Below are 16,690 nucleotides of genomic sequence, written 5' to 3' on the forward strand. Positions count from 1 at the left end.
TGTCCTTCGCGCTTAAAGCACGTGCTTGATGAGATAGACCGTAATAAACCCGGCCGCCATAAACGAGATCACGGCAGCGAGTGAACGCAGCGACAGGCGAGACAAGCCACAAATGCCATGCCCGCTGGTACAGCCATTGGCGTAACGCGTGCCGATTCCGACCAGCAGACCCGCCACAATCAGCCCGACAGGCGAGGTGACCATGCCCAGCGCAGGCAGTGGCGCAAACAAGCTCCAGACTGCAGGTGCGAGCAGCAGCCCCAGGACGAACAGGATGCGCCAGTTTTTATCGCCTTTGGGGTCATTGAACAGGGCTCCAGTGGAAAACAGGCCGCCAATAATCCCGGCAATGCCAGCAATCCGGCCTGCGAGCAAAACCAGCAGGCCAGCAGAAAGGCCGATCACCGCGCCACCGAGCAATCCGGCCAGCGGCGTAAAGTTGGCTACATCAATTTGAATGAATGGCATGGCTCGTCTCCTTGCTGTTTGACGTGGTGTCGATGGGCTCAGCCGGGCAATAGAGCCTATAAAGCAGCGACAGCACCTGCCGCACTTCATCGCTGGCGAGCGAGTAATAAATCCGTTTGCCATCGCGCCGGGTATTGACCAGCCCGGCGTTGCGCAGCACGCCCAGTTGCTGCGATAGCGTGGGCTGACGGATGTCGAGTAGCGTTTCAAAGTCGGAGACACATTTCTCACCATCGACCATCTGGCACAGCAGCAGCAGGCGGTCTTCATTGGCCAGATTTTTGAGTAACTGCGTTGCCTCGCCAGCGGCTGCACGCATGGCCTGCATAACAGGGGTGGTGGATTGATCGATCATTACAAGCACTCGGCTATCAACTAATGTTGACATATTATATAAATAAATATATTGTAAAGTAAAGCAATTAATACAGACCATTACGGAGCCTGCCATGATGCCCATCCACGATTCAGTCAAGCCGCAGGTCGAGGCATTTTTTGACCTGGCGACATTTACCATCAGCTATCTGGTGTATGACGAGGCCGGTGGCCACGCGGCCATTATCGATCCCGTACTTGATTACGACCCGAAAGCGGCGCGCACCAGCACCGACAGTGCCGAAAAAATCGTCGCGCGGGTGCGCGAGCTGGGGGTGCAGATCGACTGGATTCTGGAAACGCACGCGCATGCCGATCATTTATCGGCAGCGGCCTGGCTTAAAGACACTGTAGGCGGGCAGATCGGTATCGGGCATGGCATTGACCGAGTGCAGAAAATTTTCAAGCCGATTTTTGGTATGGAAGAAGCGTTTCAAACCGATGGCCGCCAGTTTGATCATTTGTTTGCTGATAATGAAGAGTGGGGTATTGGCCGCTTGAGCTCAAAGGTATTGGCTGTGCCAGGGCATACCCCTGCTGATGTCGCCTATCTGATTGGTGATGCATTATTTTTGGGTGACACCTTGTTCATGCCTGATGTGGGCACAGCGCGCTGTGATTTTCCCGGTGGCAGTGCGGCTAATTTATATGACTCAGTGCAGCGGCTGTATCAGCTGCCCGATGAAACCCGCGCCTTTGCCTGCCATGACTATCCGCCACCTGAGCGGCCTGCCGCCGTGTGGGAGGCGACACTGGGCGAGCACAAACAGCACAATATTCACCTCAATAGCCGCGTAACAAAGGCAGAATTCATTAAAATGCGCGAAGCGCGTGACGCCACGCTGACCATGCCTGTTTTGATCATGCCGTCCATCCAGATCAATGTGCGGGCGGGGCATCTGCCTCCGGCTGAGGCGGATGGGCGCCAGTATCTGAAACTGCCTTTGAATACTTTGTAAGTGATAAGCAAAAGCTTGCATGCAAGACGGCGAAGCCGAAGATAGTACACATGTACAGCGAGGCGAGCCAACGATGCGAGCAAGTTTTTGTTGATTTTGATAAGGATAAAAAAATGACTATGCAGGACACGAATGTGCAAATTGGATGCCCTCATTGCCACGCGGTAAACCGTCTGGAAGCGGCGCGTCTGAACGAAGCGCCCAACTGCGGCGCCTGTAAAGCGCCTTTGCTGGCGGGCGCGCCGATTGCGGCCACCAAGGAATCACTACCGCTGATTTTGAAACACAGCAAATTGCCGGTGGTGATTGATTTTTGGGCCCCGTGGTGCGGGCCGTGCCAGCAGTTTGGCCCGACTTTTGCGGCAGCGGCCAAGGATATGGCAGGCAAAATGCTGTTTATTAAAGTCGATACCGAGGCGCAGCCGGAGCTGGGTAATCAATTCCGCGTACGCAGTATTCCAACGCTGCTGGTGGTGGAGGGTAATGCCGAGCTGGAGAGGGTGTCTGGTGCCTTGTCGCCAGGGCAATTCAAAGCCTGGTTAATGCAGTTTTTATAAGCAGTGTCTGTCAAGCGGCTAGCTGCCGCAGGAGGTGTGTGATGAACAATGTAGGTGGTTTGGATCGCATGGCCAGAATTGCCATCGGGCTGGCATTGATTGTGCTGGCTGCTGTTGGCGTGATCGGCGTCTGGGGTTTTATTGGCCTTGTACCACTGGCAACTGGGCTCCTGCGCTCTTGTCCTTTGTATAAGGTTTTCGGCTTTAGCACTTGTCCGATTAGCAAGGAATAAACGGCTGCGGGTGTTGAGCAAAAGCCGAATACACAATAAAAAAACCTGACATCGTCAGGTTTTTTTATTGTCGGCAGCTTCAAGATCAGCCTGCGCGGTAATTATTTTGCCGCGTTTCCTCAATCCAGCGGCGAATGCGCTGCACGTCGCCGATTCGCGTTTGTTTACCCGCCGAATCCATCAAAATCATCACCACTGGCATGCTGTTGATCGTGGCTTGCATCACGATGCAGCGGCCTGCTTCATTGATAAAGCCGGTTTTCGATACGCCAATACTCCAGTCCGGGTCTTTGACCAGCGGATTGGTGTTGCGATAGGTCATCAGATTATTGGTCAGATTGGAAATAAAAGTGTATTCGCTGGACGTCGAGAATTGGTGGATTTCCGGGTAGCGCTGTGCGGCTTTGACCATTAGCGACAAATCGCGTGGCGTAGCGACGTTTTGCGGGTTCAACCCGGTTGAATCGTAAAAACGTGCATGCGTCATGCCCAGTTGCTGGGCTTTTTCATTCATTTTGCGGATGAAATGCGCTCGGCCACCCGGGAAAGCATGGCCTAATGCCGAGGCTGCCCGGTTTTCCGACGACATCAAGGCCAGTAGCAACATCTCACCTCGCGTCAGCGTGGTGCCGACGGCTAGGCGTGATCCGGTGTTTTTCAATGTATCAACGTCATCGTGGGTGACGCTGATCAGCTCGTTCAGTGGCAGTCTGGCATCCAGCACCACCATGGCGGTCATCAGCTTGGTGATCGAGGCAATCGGCACCACATTGTCCGCATTGCGCTCGTACATGACCTCGCCCGTTTGCTGGTTGAGTACCACCACGCCAGCCGATTGCACGCCCGGGCTGTAAAAATTGATTGGGCTGGCATTAACGCGCGAGATCTGCACATCGCTACGCGCACCGGCTATGGCGCGCTGCTTGATGTTAATCGTGCGTGTTGATTGTCTGGCGATTCGGGTAGTTTGCTTTTTGGCTTTGCTGTACTTTTGCGGCGATTTTTTTTGCGCAATGGCCGATTTTTTTGTGCTGGATTTTTTGGCTGAAGTGCCTGTTTTTTCTGCAGTATTTTTAGCTGCAAGAGCTGGGGTTGCCGCTAAAAATGCGCAGGTAATCAGGGCGCATAGTGGGCGAAATAACTTAGGCATAAAAGACCCCTTAATAAGACACTATCTGTTGCTATGTTAGTTAATGCTGATTTTACGCAAAGAGTGTGAAAAAGTCATTGTTAATCAACAAGTAGTGGTTTTTAGCTAATAAATGACATTAGAATGTGATTGGCTTGCAGTGCGTGTTAGGATATTTTTTTATTGCACTGCAACAATTGTGTTGTCACAATGCTAGGGAAAACCCTAGTCTTACGGAGCCTAACGTGCTGAACCATCCCGCCATGCAAGCTTTTTTCGAGCAATTAACCCAGACTAACCGTCAATGGACAGAGCAATGGGCCAAAGCATTTCCTGTGGCTGAACCTAGCCAGCATCTGACCGTAATGCATGAAATGCTGCACAAATTGCAACAATCGCAGCCTAGCTTGCTCGGTGCGCAAACCGCTTTTTATCAGCAGCAAATGGATTTGTGGCTGGGGCTGATTGGGGCCAAGCCGGGTGTCAAAGTGGTTGAAGCTGAAAAAAGCGATCGCCGTTTTAATGCGCCGGAATGGGATACGCCGATTTTTGACTATATCCGCCAGAATTACCTGCTGACGTCCAAATGGCTGCTCGATCAAATCAATTCACCACAGTATGACGATGCGACGCGCGAAAAAATGTCGTTCTTTACCCGCCAGTATATCGACGCAATGAGCCCGAGCAATTTTGCTTTCACCAATCCCGAGGTGATGAAACTCGCGCTGGAAACCAAGGGTGAAAGTCTGCAGGAAGGGATGAAGCAATTGCTCGCCGACATGCAAAAAGGCTCGATCACCATGACTGATGAAAGTCAGTTTGAAGTGGGCAAAAATCTGGCCGTGACGCCGGGCGAGGTGATTTTCGAGAATGATTTATTCCAGCTGATCCAGTACACCCCAAGTACCCCCGAGGTGTATAGCCGCCCACTGCTAGTAGTTCCGCCGTGTGTGAACAAATACTACATTATGGATTTGCAGCCAGCCAATTCGATGATGAGCTATATCGTGAGCCAGGGCTTTACCACTTTCCTGGTTTCATGGAAATCAATCGAGCCACATCAAGGCAATTTGCAGTGGGACGATTACATCGAAAGCGGCGTGATCAAGGCTGCCGAAGTGGTGCGTGAAATCAGCAAAGCTGAAAAAATCAATGTTCTGTCGTTCTGCATTGGTGGCGAGCTGGTGTCTACCGCGATGCCGGTCATGAAGGCGCGTGGTCTGGATTGGTTTGAGTCGGTCACGCTGATGACCGTGATGCTCGATCACACCGACCCGGGCGAAATCAAGCACTTTATCGACTGGAATATTGTTCGTCAGCGCGAAGCACAGAAAGAAGGCGTGATCGGCGGCAAGGAGCTGGCGCGTACCTTCTCGGCACTACGCTCAAATGATCTGATCTGGAATTATGTCGTTAATAATTACCTGAAAGGCAAAAACCCGGCACCTTTTGATTTGCTGTACTGGAACAGCGATTCAGCTAATCTGGCTTTGCCGATGCATACCTTCTTCCTGAAGAATATGTATCTGGAAAACAATCTGCTTAAACCCAATTCATTCAGCCTATGCGGCACGCCGATTGATCTGACGACGATTAATGTGCCGACTTACATTTTTGCCGCGCGTGAAGACCATATCGTGCCTTGGCAGTCGGCTTTTGCCACGACCAAAATTTTCAAAGGCCCAATCCGTTTTGTACTCGGCGCATCAGGCCATATTGCTGGCGCGATCAATCCGGTTTCGACCAATAAGCGCAATTACTGGGTTAATGACAATGTCGCACTCAATTCTGAGGACTGGTTTAACAGTGCCGAATCTCGTCCTGGCAGCTGGTGGCAGGATTGGTCGGCCTGGTTGGCCCCGCATTCAGGCAGCCAAGTCGCCGCGCCGAAAAAAGCAGGCAATACCAAATACAAAATGATCGAGCCAGCGCCTGGTCGTTATGTTAAAGCCAAAGTCGTTTGATTTTTAAATGGTAAGTAAAAAGCTTTCCAGCTTTGCTATCTCGCCTTGCCGTACGATTTGTACTGCCCACGGCTCGGTGCCTTGCTGGAAAACTTTTTGAGCATTTTATCCAGCAAGGCACTGCGCCTTGCTTTTTTTAGAACCAAATGCTTACAGCTAGATGTTGTTTGCTTTTGTTGCGTGAGGATTATTTATGACTGAAGTGGTTATTGTTGCAGCTGGCCGTACAGCCTTGGGCAATTTCTCTGGTGGCCTGGCCAAAGTGGCTGCGCCGGAATTGGGCGCAACCGTGATTCGTGCCTTGCTCGAAAAAACCGGTGTGAAAGCTGAACAAGTGTCAGAAGTCATTTTGGGCAATGTATTGACTGCCGGTCTGGGCCAGAATCCAGCGCGTCAGGCCGTACGCCGTGCCGGTTTGCCAGATGCAGTGCCAGGCTTGACGATCAATCAGGTGTGCGGTTCTGGTCTGAAAGCGGTGGCCCTGGGCGCGCAAGCGATTCTGGCTGGTGATGCTGAGATCGTGATTGCCGGTGGTCAGGAAAACATGTCGGCCAGCCCGCATATCCTGAACGGCAGCCGCGATGGTTTCCGTATGGGTAACGCCAGCCTCGTTGATAGCATGGTGTACGACGGCCTGACTGACGCGTACAACAACTATCACATGGGTGTGACGGCAGAAAACATTGCCAAAAAATACAGTATTACGCGTGAAGAGCAAGATGCTTTGGCATTGTCTTCACAGCAAAAAGCCGCTGCAGCGCAAGCCGCTGGCCGCTTTGTTGATGAAATCATTCCGGTGGTGATTCCGCAAAAGAAAGGCGACCCTGTCGTTTTCAACCAAGACGAATTCATCAAGCCCAACACCACGGCCGAGTCACTGGGCAAACTGCGCGCCGCTTTTGACAAAGAAGGCACAGTAACAGCGGGTAATGCATCGGGTATTAACGACGGTGCAGCCGCTGTGTTGCTAATGAGCCGTGACAAAGCCAATGAATTGGGTCTGACGGTACTGGCTTCGATCAAGGCCTCGGCGAGTACCGGTCTTGATCCAAGCATTATGGGTATGGGCCCGGTATCGGCGACGCAAAAGGCTTTGGCTAAAGCGGGCTGGAGCATTGATGATCTGGATTTGATCGAAGCCAACGAAGCGTTTGCCGCTCAAGCCCTGGGCGTGGCGCGCGAGCTAAAATGGGATCTGAACAAAGTGAATGTGAACGGCGGCGCGATTGCCTTGGGCCACCCGATTGGCGCGTCAGGCTGCCGTGTATTGGTCACGCTGATTCATGAAATGGTCCGCCGCGATGCGAAAAAAGGTTTGGCAACTTTGTGCATCGGTGGGGGTATGGGCGTGGCACTGTGTGTTGAACGCTAATAGCGGGCAATACATGGGCATGTATCTAGTGTAGATGCCGCCAAATAAAAAAACCGCAGCTACTTCATATAAGAAAAGCTGCGGTTTTTTATTTACGCAAACATCGTGATTATTTTTTCAATGAGTCACGGATCTCGCGAAGCAAGGCGATTTCTTCCGGCGTTTCAACCACGACAGGCGCTGGCGCTTCTTCGCGCTTCATTTTATTCATCGCTTTGACCACTAGGAATATAGCGAAAGCAACAATTGTGAAGCTGATCATGCTGTTGATGAACAGGCCAAAATTGAGCGTGACCGCACCGGCATCCTGCGCAGCTTTGAGTGTCTCATAAGGGCCAGCGACTTTTGTGCCTTCGACCAAAGTGACAAACATATTGGTGAAGTCGACCTTGCCAATCAAAAAACCCAGCGGCGGCATAATGATGTCTTTCACCAGCGAATCAACAATCTTGCCAAACGCCGCGCCGATTACGACACCGACAGCCAGATCGATCACATTGCCACGCATGGCAAATTCGCGAAATTCTTTAAACATATTGAGCTCCCTATTTTCAATAAAAAATAAATAGTATTTAGTCTTTGGCGACCGTTAAGTAAACGGTAATTTCTTCACGGTCGTGATAGAGGTGCTTGGCGGTGATTTTGCATGGCATGCCGGCTTTTTCCAGCTTGGACTCGATCAGGCCAAAGCATTTGCATACTTCCAGATAGCGCTTTTTCATCGGTAGCTTCAGATTGAAAATCGAGCGGCGCGCATTACCTGCGGCAACCCATTTCGCAATCAGTTCGGCCACGCGGATCGGCTGCTCGACCATATCGCAAACCAGCCATTCAACCGGGTTTTTAGGGCGGAATTTGAAACCATCATCGCGAATATGTTTCACCTGATGGTGGCCGTCCATACTGCCCTTCATCGGGCCATTATCAATGGCAAACACTTTCAGTCCACGACTCACCAGCTGATACGTCCAGCCGCCCGGTGCAGCACCCAGATCAACCGCGCTCATGCCTTCGCGCAATTTGCTTTCCGGGTTTTCAACCAGCACCAGAATCGCCTCAAGCAATTTGAGCGTTGAACGGCTAGGGGCATCAACTGGCATGCGCAGGCGCGGAATGCCATTGACCCAGTCCGTGTCACGGGCTGGGCGCGAGGCGATAAAGACTTCATTTTGCTGCGGGAAAAACAGGTGCAGGCGATTACGGACCCGCTGTGGCTGCAGCCAGTTGTTTTCAGCGGCGGCTTTGGCGACATAATCGCCAAATTTACGGCAAAAGCTGGACAGCGATTTGCCATCGTTGGTATCGGGGTATTCAAGCCAGACATCGCTAAAAGCCGAATCTATCGTTTTGAGCGAATTCACAATTGGCGTCAGGCGGTCTTTGCCGACCAGCGTAATCCGGTCGTGCACCAGCAAGGTCTGGCGCGGGAAAATCAGCTGTTTGTTGACAAGGCTAGTTAATGCTTTGGGATTTTTCTCGCTAGGGGTGAAGACAATCCAGCCATCGCCGCGCTCAAACGTGCCTTCACACAGGGCGTTATCGGCAATTTCTTCGGCGCAGTCTGGCTCAAAACCGGGGCGGCAATAAGCAAGAAGCGCTTTTGGGATGGCGGTGTTGATGTCAGACATGGTTGAGCTCGGCATTAAAAGGCGCAAGGATACCCAAGAAACGCATTCGATGCCATGCACCTTATCGGCTTGAGGACCTGGTACGCTGATCGGTGATGGCTTTAGTGCTGGATTTTACAAGGAATGCGCATCTCAAAGCGGGTGCCCAGGCCTTCCTGTGAGTACACCCGGATTGTGCCCCCCAGCGTTTGGGTGACCAGATTGAATACAATATTCAGACCCAGCCCGCTGCCGCCGTTGGCGCGCTTGGTGGTAAAGAAGGGGTCGAAAATTTTATCGACGATCGCCGCCGGAACGCCTACGCCGTTATCGCTGAAATTCAGAATTACCCAGTCTTGCTCGCGGTGAGCCGCGATAGTGATCAGATTGCTATCGCGCGTTTTACCATCGTCCAGATGGCCAAAGGCGTGCAAAAGGGCGTTGTTAAGCAGATTAGTCAGAATCTGCGAAAAAGCGCCGGGAAAACTGTCCATTTTGATTTCTTCATGGCAGTCAATTTCGATATTGACCGCCACATGCTTGATCAGCGGTCGCAAGCTGGTCATGATTTCATTCAGATAGGCGTGCAGCTCAAAATCACGTTTCACTTCGGAGGTCTGATCGACCGCCACGCGCTTGAAGCTCTGGATCAAATCGGCTGCACGGGAGGCATTGCTTAAAATCAGTGTGGAAGATTGTTCGGCAGTCTGGCTGTAATTGACCACATCGGATTTCTTGATCTGGCCAGTTTCAACCATCTGGTGAAATTTAACCGATTCATCGTGCAAAACGGACGCACTGGTGAGGATCACGCCAACCGGGGTGTTGATTTCATGCGCAATACCGGCCACCAAGCTACCCAGCGAGGCCATTTTTTCCGATTGCACCAGATTGGTTTGCGCTTCTTTTAGCTGGTTGAGTGCTGTTTCTGCGTCGTCTTTAGCTTGTCGCATTTCGGCTTCGGTACGCGACAAATTGGACACATCGTCCTGCAAGCGGTGGGCGATACGGTTGTAGCCCAGTGAAACTTCGTCAATTTCCTGATAGGGGTTGCGCGGCAGGTCAATGTCCTGATAGCTGCTTTCACGCTCGGCAATCTGGTTTAAGCGATCACGCAGCAAAGAGAGCGGGCGGATCACAATCCTTTGCAATGAACCCGACAGCGCCAGTACCACCAGCAAATCCAGAATAATGATTTCGATGATCTTCTCGATCACCTGCTCTTTCAGCTGCTGATTGATGAGTTTGCGGCTGGTTGAGTAGCGGACTTCACCCAGTGTTTTGGTGCTTTCCGCCCCGCTGTAGTTCAGGCTGAACTGGGTCGGGCTTTTTTCCAGCTGGGGCAGGCTGATTTTGACAATCTGGCCTTCATCATTGCGTTTGCGGCCATCAAGAAAGGTATCGCCATTGTAGATTTCAATCGCGCTAATGCCGACATAGCTCATTTCGGCATCCAGAATACGTGCCAGCTGGATATCGTCAAAATTCCACAGTACGCCGGGAACAACGGTTTCCATTCTGAGCTGCATGCGTTGCTGGTAGTCCGCCAGTTCGGCTTCCAGTCGCTGTTGGGTTCGGTAGAAAGAAATGGCACCCGAAACAGTCAAAGCTGCGGTAAGGATCAGGACAAATAGCAGATTCAGGTGGGTTTGGATGCGGCGCATGGCTGAACTTGGGCGAGTTAGGCTTTCAATCTAGCAGTTAATCGTGTTTTTGCAGGTATTTTCGGTCATCAAAACTGGACACCCACTGCGGTTGCCATACCACCAGCAAGGTGAGATTGAGCCCGGTGGCAAAGGCTTCGGGCCAGCCCATCAGGAAATAATACGGCAGGATTTCTTCCTGCAAAAAGCCCCATTCATAGCTGCCCGAGCTGGCCAGAACCAGGCAATGCAGCAGACCGAACACCCACATGCCGAGCGCGGCAGCGCCAAAACTATTCAGAAAAATATAAACGAAATAATTATGAACCAGTTTTTTCTGCGCCCAGGCCAGCAGCAGGCTGCATATCCAGATGGGGACGGCGGCTTTAAGTAGCCATACCAGGCCGATCTGCGTCCAGTCCAGATGGCCAAACAGCGCTGAAATCAGCACCACCGCCGCCATGCCCAGTAGCGCGCGATGCTGGCCGGCGATCAAGCATAGCGCCGTGCTGCCCAGTACATGAAACGCAATGCCGGACTGGATTTGCGCCCGCAATTGCCAGCTCAGCAGGATGATCACACAGGCGGCCAGCCAGCTCGTCACATGGGTCGGCGCAATGCGCGACCAGTTTTCTGCGCGTAGCGCATGCCACAGGGCAAAGCCCATTACAGCCCAGCCCAGTAGCAACCATGTCGAATTGTAAAGGGCAGGGTTCATGTTTAGAAACGCCAGGCTTTATCGACTAGCTCGGCCAGTTGCGTGAGTCTGCCGTGGAAAAAATGCCCAACGCCGGGAACGACGAGCACTGGCAATTGCTGCGGCCGCGCCCAGTCGAGCACTGCCTGCAGGCTGATTACTTCATCTTCTTCGCCATGGATCACCAGCGTGCCTTTGGGAACGGTTGGGAAATCGTAGCGGCTGACGGCTGGGCCAACCAGAATCATGCCTTCGACTTCATGCTCGCCCAGCCGCTCGCGCAGGCGGCTTTGCACCAGCGTGCCAAAAGAAAACCCGGCCAGCGTCAGCCGGTTGATGGCCGGAAACTGGCTGCGTGCGTAGGCGAGTACGGCGGCCATATCGTCGGGCTCAAGCTCGCCCCGGCTGTGTTCGCCTTCCGATTTGCCGACACCGCGCAGATTCGGGCAGAAGCACACATAACCAAGCCGCGACAAAGTTTTCGCCAGCGTATGCACGATCTTGTTATTGAACGTGCCACCCTCTGTCGGGTTCGGGTGCGCAATCAGCGCAATGCCAACAGTTTCCGACCACGCCGAATCCAGCCGCAGGCATTCGAGCTTGCCAGCCGGGCCGTCGATTTCGATTAAATCAAAAGTAGCTGCTTTGCGGGGTATATTCGTAGAAGTCATTTTCAAATTGTTATGTAGTTAAATACATCACCAGAGTATGCTGGTTTCGCCTCACGCCTCACGCCTCACGCCTCACGCCTCACGCCTCACGCCTCACGCCTCAGATTTTCAGGCGCTCAACGACGCGACCATGCACGAGATGCTCGTTGATAATTTCGTCGATGTCATCTTTGTCGATGTAGGTGTACCAGGTTTCTTCCGGGTAAATCACGATCACCGGGCCTTCTTCGCAGCGTTCCAGACAGCCCGCTTTATTGATCCGCACTTTGCCCGTACCGTTCAATCCCAGCGCTTTGACGCGCTCTTTGGCGTACGCCCACAGCGTATCGGCACCGCAGCTATTGCAGCTCTGGCGCTCGCCGGGCTCGCGCTGATTTAAGCAGAAAAATACATGATGTTGATAAAAGCTCATCGTCGCCTCGGCAAGGTAAAGGTGTTAGCAGACCCTCTCGCGCAGCGAGGTTCCCTCTCAAGGAGAGGGCGGAGGGTGTGGGTATAAAACATCAGGGCTGCAAATTAACGATTGCAGTTGGCTAGGGCTCGGCTTTGCCGAGAACTGAGCTCGTTAATGAGTTGTGTGCTGTAGCCCGTCCTCAATCGCCGCGCCCAGATTATGCGCAGTGATAAACAGCGGCAAACCGTCGGTATCGAGCACCGGCTGCACATTGGCAATCATTTTGACCGAATCAACGCGGCATTCGTGCATCAGTTCGGTGACGTATTGCTCGATATACGCGACCTGATCATTTGCCGCTAGCGGCCAGACGTAGCCTTCCCAGCGTTCCGGGTCTTCGATCGTGCTAAAGGTAATGCGGATTTCGGCGTTTTCATGCGCTGCCACCGTCACCACCGGCGTGCGGCCTTTGGTACGGATGCTGCGCAGCGCATTGCTGGTCATTACTTGCAAACGTGTTTCGAGTTGTGTCACGCGGCCTGCATCTTGCGCGGCCAGCCAGCTCATTGGCGGGCGTGGGATCGGAAATAGCGTCACGCCATTGGTTTTGAGCGTGTCGCTGATCAGTTGCGCCAGCGGCATGCCCCAGGCGCCGACTGCGCCGCCGAGTTTGATGGCTGGTGCGGCGGCTTTGTTTTGAATCGCAACGCCAACCAGATAGCGCAAGGCCACCACTTCGTCCTTGATCGCAATCGGTGCACCGGCTGAATCAATCGGAAAACGCGCTGATTCGCTAATCGTTTCGCGCCATTCGGCGATTTGTGCCGGGTTGATCGCGGCGAGCAAATCGGGCGCGAGCAGTGCGCCAGAGAGAAATACGTCGGCGTCCGCAGCGACGACGCCATGTTCACGCAGAATCGCCAGCGCCGCAGCGCCGTCGATTTCGCTTGGCAACGTCGTTTCGCCTTTAAAACCAGCCACAATCACCAGCGGAATCGCGAACGGAATCGCGTATTGGGCGGAGGTCGATTGCTCGACTTCATCGCGGATGGTTTGCCACAACTCGAACCACGCTTCTTGCGAGGGTACTTGTGTAATCGCGCCGTTCAAACCGTAATGGTCACGCGCGCCAAGCAGTTCCTTGATCAGCTGACGCAAACCCTGACGTTTGATGGCGACCTGTGCAGCGTCGCGCTCGGTCATTAGCGACATCAGTTGGCGAATCACCGGGTTTTGCGGGTTAACACGGGGATAAAGGCGGGGATCTGGCAGCGTCATGGCAATGCTTTTCGGGGCAATAATCAAGGCCGTGATTATACCCGCGAGCGGGCGCGATTGTCGCTGCTGCTGATGTTTGGTGCGCTTCGTGCTTTAATGAGCGCCCGCTCACCGAATAAGTCACTGTGCAAAAGTTTTGGCCTGAGGCCACCCCGTCCAGCAAGGCACCGAAGCCGCAGGCAGTACAGGTAGTACGACAAGGCGAGGTAACGATGCTGGAAAACTGTTGGTTTACTACTTATGCAAATCAGGAAACGCTATGCCCGATTACAGCCTGATCGATCATCAACTGCTGAACGATCTACTGCTTGAAGCGGCCGACAACCCGCGTTTGCGCAAAAATCGCAATTTTCATGCAAACGATCAATCGGCGTGCCATCGTCTGGCCAATGCCTTGCAGCCGGGTACCTATGTGCAGCCGCATCGGCATCTGGATGACCAAAAAGCCGAAAGCATGGTGATGCTCAGTGGCGAGCTGGGGGTTTTATTGTTTGACGATATGGGCCAGGTTGTTGCCACGCACCGATTGCAGGCTGCTGGTGAAGTGATCGGTATTAATATCGAAGCGCGTACTTATCATGCGGTTGTCGCCTTAAGCCCCTGCGTGTTTTTTGAAAGCAAGGCCGGGCCATATATTCCGGTGGCGCCCGAAGAATTGGCCAGCTGGGCTCCGGCAGCGGGCAATGCGAAAGCTGCGGATTATCTGGCGTGGATGGTGTCACTTTTTCAGTGAAGGGTATATGGCTGCAGACTTTGTTGGATATAGCTTTCAAGGCTATACCCTAGATCGTCATCATCTCATGAAAGCCGTTATAACCCTTGAACTCGACTTTTTGCTTGCTTACCGCATCAACATGCGCGCCATCGGGGCCGTTTTCCAGCCAGTGCGCCAGCTCGGCCAAATCGGCTGAATCGCCTTCGGCCCAGATTTCAACGCGGCCATCGAGGCGGTTGCGCACGAAGCCCGCCAGATGGAGTTCTTCCGCAAGCTGACAGGTCGCCCAGCGAAAGCCCACGCCTTGCACCACGCCCGAGATAAAAAAATGATTTGCCAGGGCCGCCATGCTAGGCCTCCTTGTCGATGGTGGAAGTGGCTGTAGTGTAGACAATAAAAAACGGCAGGGATAAGCCTGCCGTTTTTTGCTGAGCAATTCAGTCCGCTTCAATCCGCGCTTATTTCACGCGCATCCCCGGTTTTGCGCCGTCGTGCGGCTCCAAGATATACAGGCCGCCGTCGCCACCCGCCGCCAGCACCATACCCTCGGACATGCCGAATTTCATTTTGCGCGGTGCTAAATTGGCCACCATTACCGTGTGTTTGCCGATCAGGTCTTCCGGCTTGTACGCCGACTTGATCCCCGCGAACACATTGCGCGTTTCATTGCCGATGTCGAGCGTCAACTGCAACAATTTTTCCGCGCCTTCGACGTGCTGGGCGTTAGCAATACGCGCGATGCGCAGATCGACTTTCATAAAGTCGTCAATGCTGCAGGTTTCAGCGATGGGCGCGATCTCGAACGCGGGTGCAGCCGCTTTGACCGTCGTCGCTGCGACGGCTTCAACCGGCGCGAGCGTTTGCTTGTTTTCTTCAACCATTGCTTCGATATTTTTCGGATCAATCCGCACCATCAAATGACTGTAGGCGTTGATGGTGTGATTGAGCAGCAGGCTTTGCGCATCAGTCCATTGCAACGGCGCAATGTTCAGGAAGCTTTCCACATCCGCTGCCAGCTTTGGTAGCACCGGTTTGAGATAGATGGTCAGCAGGCGGAAGGCATTGATCAGAATCGAGCAGACGCGCTGCAGCTCAAGCTCGCGGCCTTCCTGTTTGGCCATTTCCCACGGCTTGTTCTGATCGACAAATTGGTTCACTTCGTCGGTCAAGGCCATGATTTCTCGAATCGCACGGCTGTATTCACGCGCTTCATAGTGCGCAGCGATGCCTTCCGCTGCCGCTTGCATTTTGCTCAGTAATTCAACGCCCGAGACGTTTCCAGAGAGGTCCGCCGCCAATTTACCTTCAAAGCGTTTGCTCACAAAACCGGCTGCACGGCTGGCGATATTGATGTATTTGCCGATCAGATCGGAATTAACGCGTGCGGTGAAGTCTTCGAGGTTTAAGTCGATGTCTTCAAAGGTATTCGACAATTTAGCCGCAAAGTAATAACGCAACCATTCCGGATTGAGGTGGTTCAGGTAGGACTCGGCAGTAATAAACGTACCGCGCGACTTGCTCATTTTTGCGCCGTCTACGGTCAAAAAGCCGTGCGTGTTGATCGCCGTTGGCGTGCGATAGCCCGCGTATTCAAGCATCGCTGGCCAGAACAGCGCGTGGAAATACAGGATGTCCTTGCCGATAAAGTGGTACAGCTCGGTGCTCGAACCTTTTTTCCAGTATTCGTCAAAATCCAGACCGAGCTTATCGCACAGGTTTTTATGGCTGGCCATATAGCCTACGGGCGCGTCGAGCCAGACGTAGAAATACTTGCCCGGCGCATCGGGGATTTCAAAACCAAAGTAGGGCGCGTCGCGCGAAATATCCCAATCGGACAAGCCTGACTCGAACCATTCCTGCATTTTATTAGCGGCTTCCGCCTGCAGTTTGCCTGGCGTATTGGTCCAGCCTTTCAAGAAGTCTTCGCATTCGCCGAGCTTGAAGAAGTAATGCTCGGATTCACGCATTTCCGGCGTTGCGCCCGAAACGGCCGAGTACGGGTTTTTCAGCTCGGTCGGGCTGTACGTTGCGCCACAGACTTCACAGTTGTCGCCGTACTGATCTTTTGCCGCACATTTCGGGCATTCGCCTTTGACGAAACGATCAGGCAGAAACATAGCTTTAACCGGATCGTAGAGCTGGTTGATCGTGCGGCTGGCGATTTTGCCGTTGCTGCGCAATTGGCGGTAGATATTGCACGCCAATTCGCGATTTTCTTCGCTATTAGTGCTGTAGTAATTGTCAAAGCCGACATGAAAACCGGCGAAGTCGCGTGAATGCTCGCCGTGAACGCGTTCAATCAAGGCTTCTGGCGTAATGCCTTCTTTTTCGGCGCGCAGCATAATCGGCGTGCCATGTGTGTCGTCGGCGCAGACGTAATGGCAAGTATGCCCGCGCAATTTCTGGAAGCGCACCCAGATATCGGTTTGGATATATTCAACCAGATGGCCGATATGAATCGCGCCGTTGGCATAGGGCAGGGCAGAAGTAACAAGGATTTTGCGAGGAGTAAATTGAGCCATGAGTACGCCAGAAGGTAAGCAAACAATGGCGCGATTATACCTCAGACTCGGTATTTGTCCGTTTTGCGCTGTGTGCCCATGTTGTGCCCACTGTGGTGCGTAGCCA

18 protein-coding genes are annotated in these 16,690 nt (G+C 53.1%); 6 read left to right on the top strand and 12 right to left on the bottom strand.

What is annotated here, in order from left to right:
* Positions 1-12: 12 nt before the first annotated feature.
* Together ABHF33_RS14925 and ABHF33_RS14930 are read right to left on the bottom strand one after the other, a co-directional pair.
* The gene (locus ABHF33_RS14925) at positions 13-468 is read right to left on the bottom strand and encodes a YeeE/YedE family protein (protein WP_348944687.1); all 456 of its coding nucleotides are present in this window, start codon (positions 466-468) and stop codon (positions 13-15) included.
* Positions 449-823 (bottom strand): ArsR/SmtB family transcription factor, encoded by a 375-nt coding sequence (locus ABHF33_RS14930; protein WP_348944688.1) that lies wholly within the window; start codon positions 821-823, stop codon positions 449-451. Before ABHF33_RS14930 ends, ABHF33_RS14925 begins: the two co-directional genes overlap by 20 nt.
* A 94-nt stretch (positions 824-917) precedes the next feature.
* Between ABHF33_RS14930 and ABHF33_RS14935 the strand changes: the two genes are divergently transcribed.
* From ABHF33_RS14935 to ABHF33_RS14945, 3 genes are all read left to right on the top strand, one after another.
* The gene (locus ABHF33_RS14935; RefSeq protein ID WP_348944689.1) at positions 918-1,802 is read left to right on the top strand and encodes an MBL fold metallo-hydrolase; all 885 of its coding nucleotides are present in this window, start codon (positions 918-920) and stop codon (positions 1,800-1,802) included.
* A 113-nt stretch (positions 1,803-1,915) separates the two neighbouring features.
* Positions 1,916-2,359, top strand: coding sequence for a thioredoxin TrxC (trxC, locus tag ABHF33_RS14940; RefSeq protein WP_348944690.1), 444 nt, complete (start codon positions 1,916-1,918; stop codon positions 2,357-2,359).
* Between the two features lie 41 nt (positions 2,360-2,400).
* The gene (locus tag ABHF33_RS14945) at positions 2,401-2,592 is read left to right on the top strand and encodes a YgaP family membrane protein (RefSeq protein ID WP_432803940.1); all 192 of its coding nucleotides are present in this window, start codon (positions 2,401-2,403) and stop codon (positions 2,590-2,592) included.
* Between the two features lie 85 nt (positions 2,593-2,677).
* Here ABHF33_RS14945 and pbpG read toward each other — a convergent pair whose 3' ends face one another.
* A complete protein-coding gene (gene pbpG / locus ABHF33_RS14950; protein ID WP_348944692.1) occupies positions 2,678-3,742 on the bottom strand; it encodes a D-alanyl-D-alanine endopeptidase in 1,065 nt (354 codons plus the stop codon).
* Positions 3,743-3,966: 224 nt separating this feature from the next.
* Between pbpG and ABHF33_RS14955 the strand changes: the two genes are divergently transcribed.
* Positions 3,967-5,685, top strand: a complete 1,719-nt coding sequence (locus ABHF33_RS14955; protein WP_348944693.1) for a PHA/PHB synthase family protein — start codon at positions 3,967-3,969, stop codon at positions 5,683-5,685.
* A 193-nt stretch (positions 5,686-5,878) separates the two neighbouring features.
* Positions 5,879-7,057, top strand: coding sequence for an acetyl-CoA C-acetyltransferase (locus ABHF33_RS14960; RefSeq protein ID WP_348944694.1), 1,179 nt, complete (start codon positions 5,879-5,881; stop codon positions 7,055-7,057).
* A gap of 109 nt (positions 7,058-7,166) precedes the next feature.
* Here ABHF33_RS14960 and mscL read toward each other — a convergent pair whose 3' ends face one another.
* The 7 genes from mscL to ABHF33_RS14995 all read right to left on the bottom strand — a co-directional run bounded on the left by mscL (position 7,167) and on the right by ABHF33_RS14995 (position 13,347).
* Complete coding sequence (gene mscL, locus ABHF33_RS14965; protein ID WP_348944695.1) at positions 7,167-7,592, bottom strand: large conductance mechanosensitive channel protein MscL; 426 nt, start codon at positions 7,590-7,592, stop codon at positions 7,167-7,169.
* A gap of 37 nt (positions 7,593-7,629) precedes the next feature.
* Positions 7,630-8,685, bottom strand: a complete 1,056-nt coding sequence (rlmM, locus tag ABHF33_RS14970; protein WP_348944696.1) for a 23S rRNA (cytidine(2498)-2'-O)-methyltransferase RlmM — start codon at positions 8,683-8,685, stop codon at positions 7,630-7,632.
* A 101-nt stretch (positions 8,686-8,786) separates the two neighbouring features.
* The gene (locus tag ABHF33_RS14975) at positions 8,787-10,328 is read right to left on the bottom strand and encodes a sensor histidine kinase (protein WP_348944697.1); all 1,542 of its coding nucleotides are present in this window, start codon (positions 10,326-10,328) and stop codon (positions 8,787-8,789) included.
* Positions 10,329-10,365: 37 nt separating this feature from the next.
* Entirely contained in the window at positions 10,366-11,025 is a 660-nt protein-coding gene (locus ABHF33_RS14980; RefSeq protein ID WP_348944698.1) for an energy-coupling factor ABC transporter permease, read from the bottom strand.
* Positions 11,026-11,027: 2 nt separating this feature from the next.
* Positions 11,028-11,675 carry an alpha/beta hydrolase gene (locus ABHF33_RS14985; RefSeq protein ID WP_348944699.1) on the bottom strand — a complete coding sequence of 216 codons (648 nt, stop codon included), beginning with the start codon at positions 11,673-11,675 and terminating at the stop codon, positions 11,028-11,030.
* A 100-nt stretch (positions 11,676-11,775) separates the two neighbouring features.
* Positions 11,776-12,087, bottom strand: a complete 312-nt coding sequence (locus ABHF33_RS14990) for a (2Fe-2S) ferredoxin domain-containing protein (protein WP_348944700.1) — start codon at positions 12,085-12,087, stop codon at positions 11,776-11,778.
* A gap of 153 nt (positions 12,088-12,240) precedes the next feature.
* The gene (locus ABHF33_RS14995) at positions 12,241-13,347 is read right to left on the bottom strand and encodes a hypothetical protein (protein ID WP_348944701.1); all 1,107 of its coding nucleotides are present in this window, start codon (positions 13,345-13,347) and stop codon (positions 12,241-12,243) included.
* A 259-nt stretch (positions 13,348-13,606) separates the two neighbouring features.
* Here ABHF33_RS14995 and ABHF33_RS15000 point away from each other — a divergent pair, with 259 nt between their 5' ends.
* Entirely contained in the window at positions 13,607-14,080 is a 474-nt protein-coding gene (locus tag ABHF33_RS15000; RefSeq protein WP_348944702.1) for a WbuC family cupin fold metalloprotein, read from the top strand.
* Between the two features lie 49 nt (positions 14,081-14,129).
* Here the strand turns inward: ABHF33_RS15000 and ABHF33_RS15005 are convergent, their stop codons facing one another.
* Both ABHF33_RS15005 and metG read right to left on the bottom strand, forming a co-directional pair.
* Complete coding sequence (locus ABHF33_RS15005) at positions 14,130-14,411, bottom strand: acylphosphatase (RefSeq protein ID WP_348944703.1); 282 nt, start codon at positions 14,409-14,411, stop codon at positions 14,130-14,132.
* A gap of 109 nt (positions 14,412-14,520) precedes the next feature.
* Positions 14,521-16,584, bottom strand: coding sequence for a methionine--tRNA ligase (metG, locus tag ABHF33_RS15010; RefSeq protein WP_348944704.1), 2,064 nt, complete (start codon positions 16,582-16,584; stop codon positions 14,521-14,523).
* Between the last annotated feature and the right edge of the window lie 106 nt (positions 16,585-16,690).

The sequence above is a fragment of the Chitinibacter sp. FCG-7 genome, assembly GCF_040047665.1.
Lineage (GTDB): Bacteria > Pseudomonadota > Gammaproteobacteria > Burkholderiales > Chitinibacteraceae > Chitinibacter > Chitinibacter mangrovi.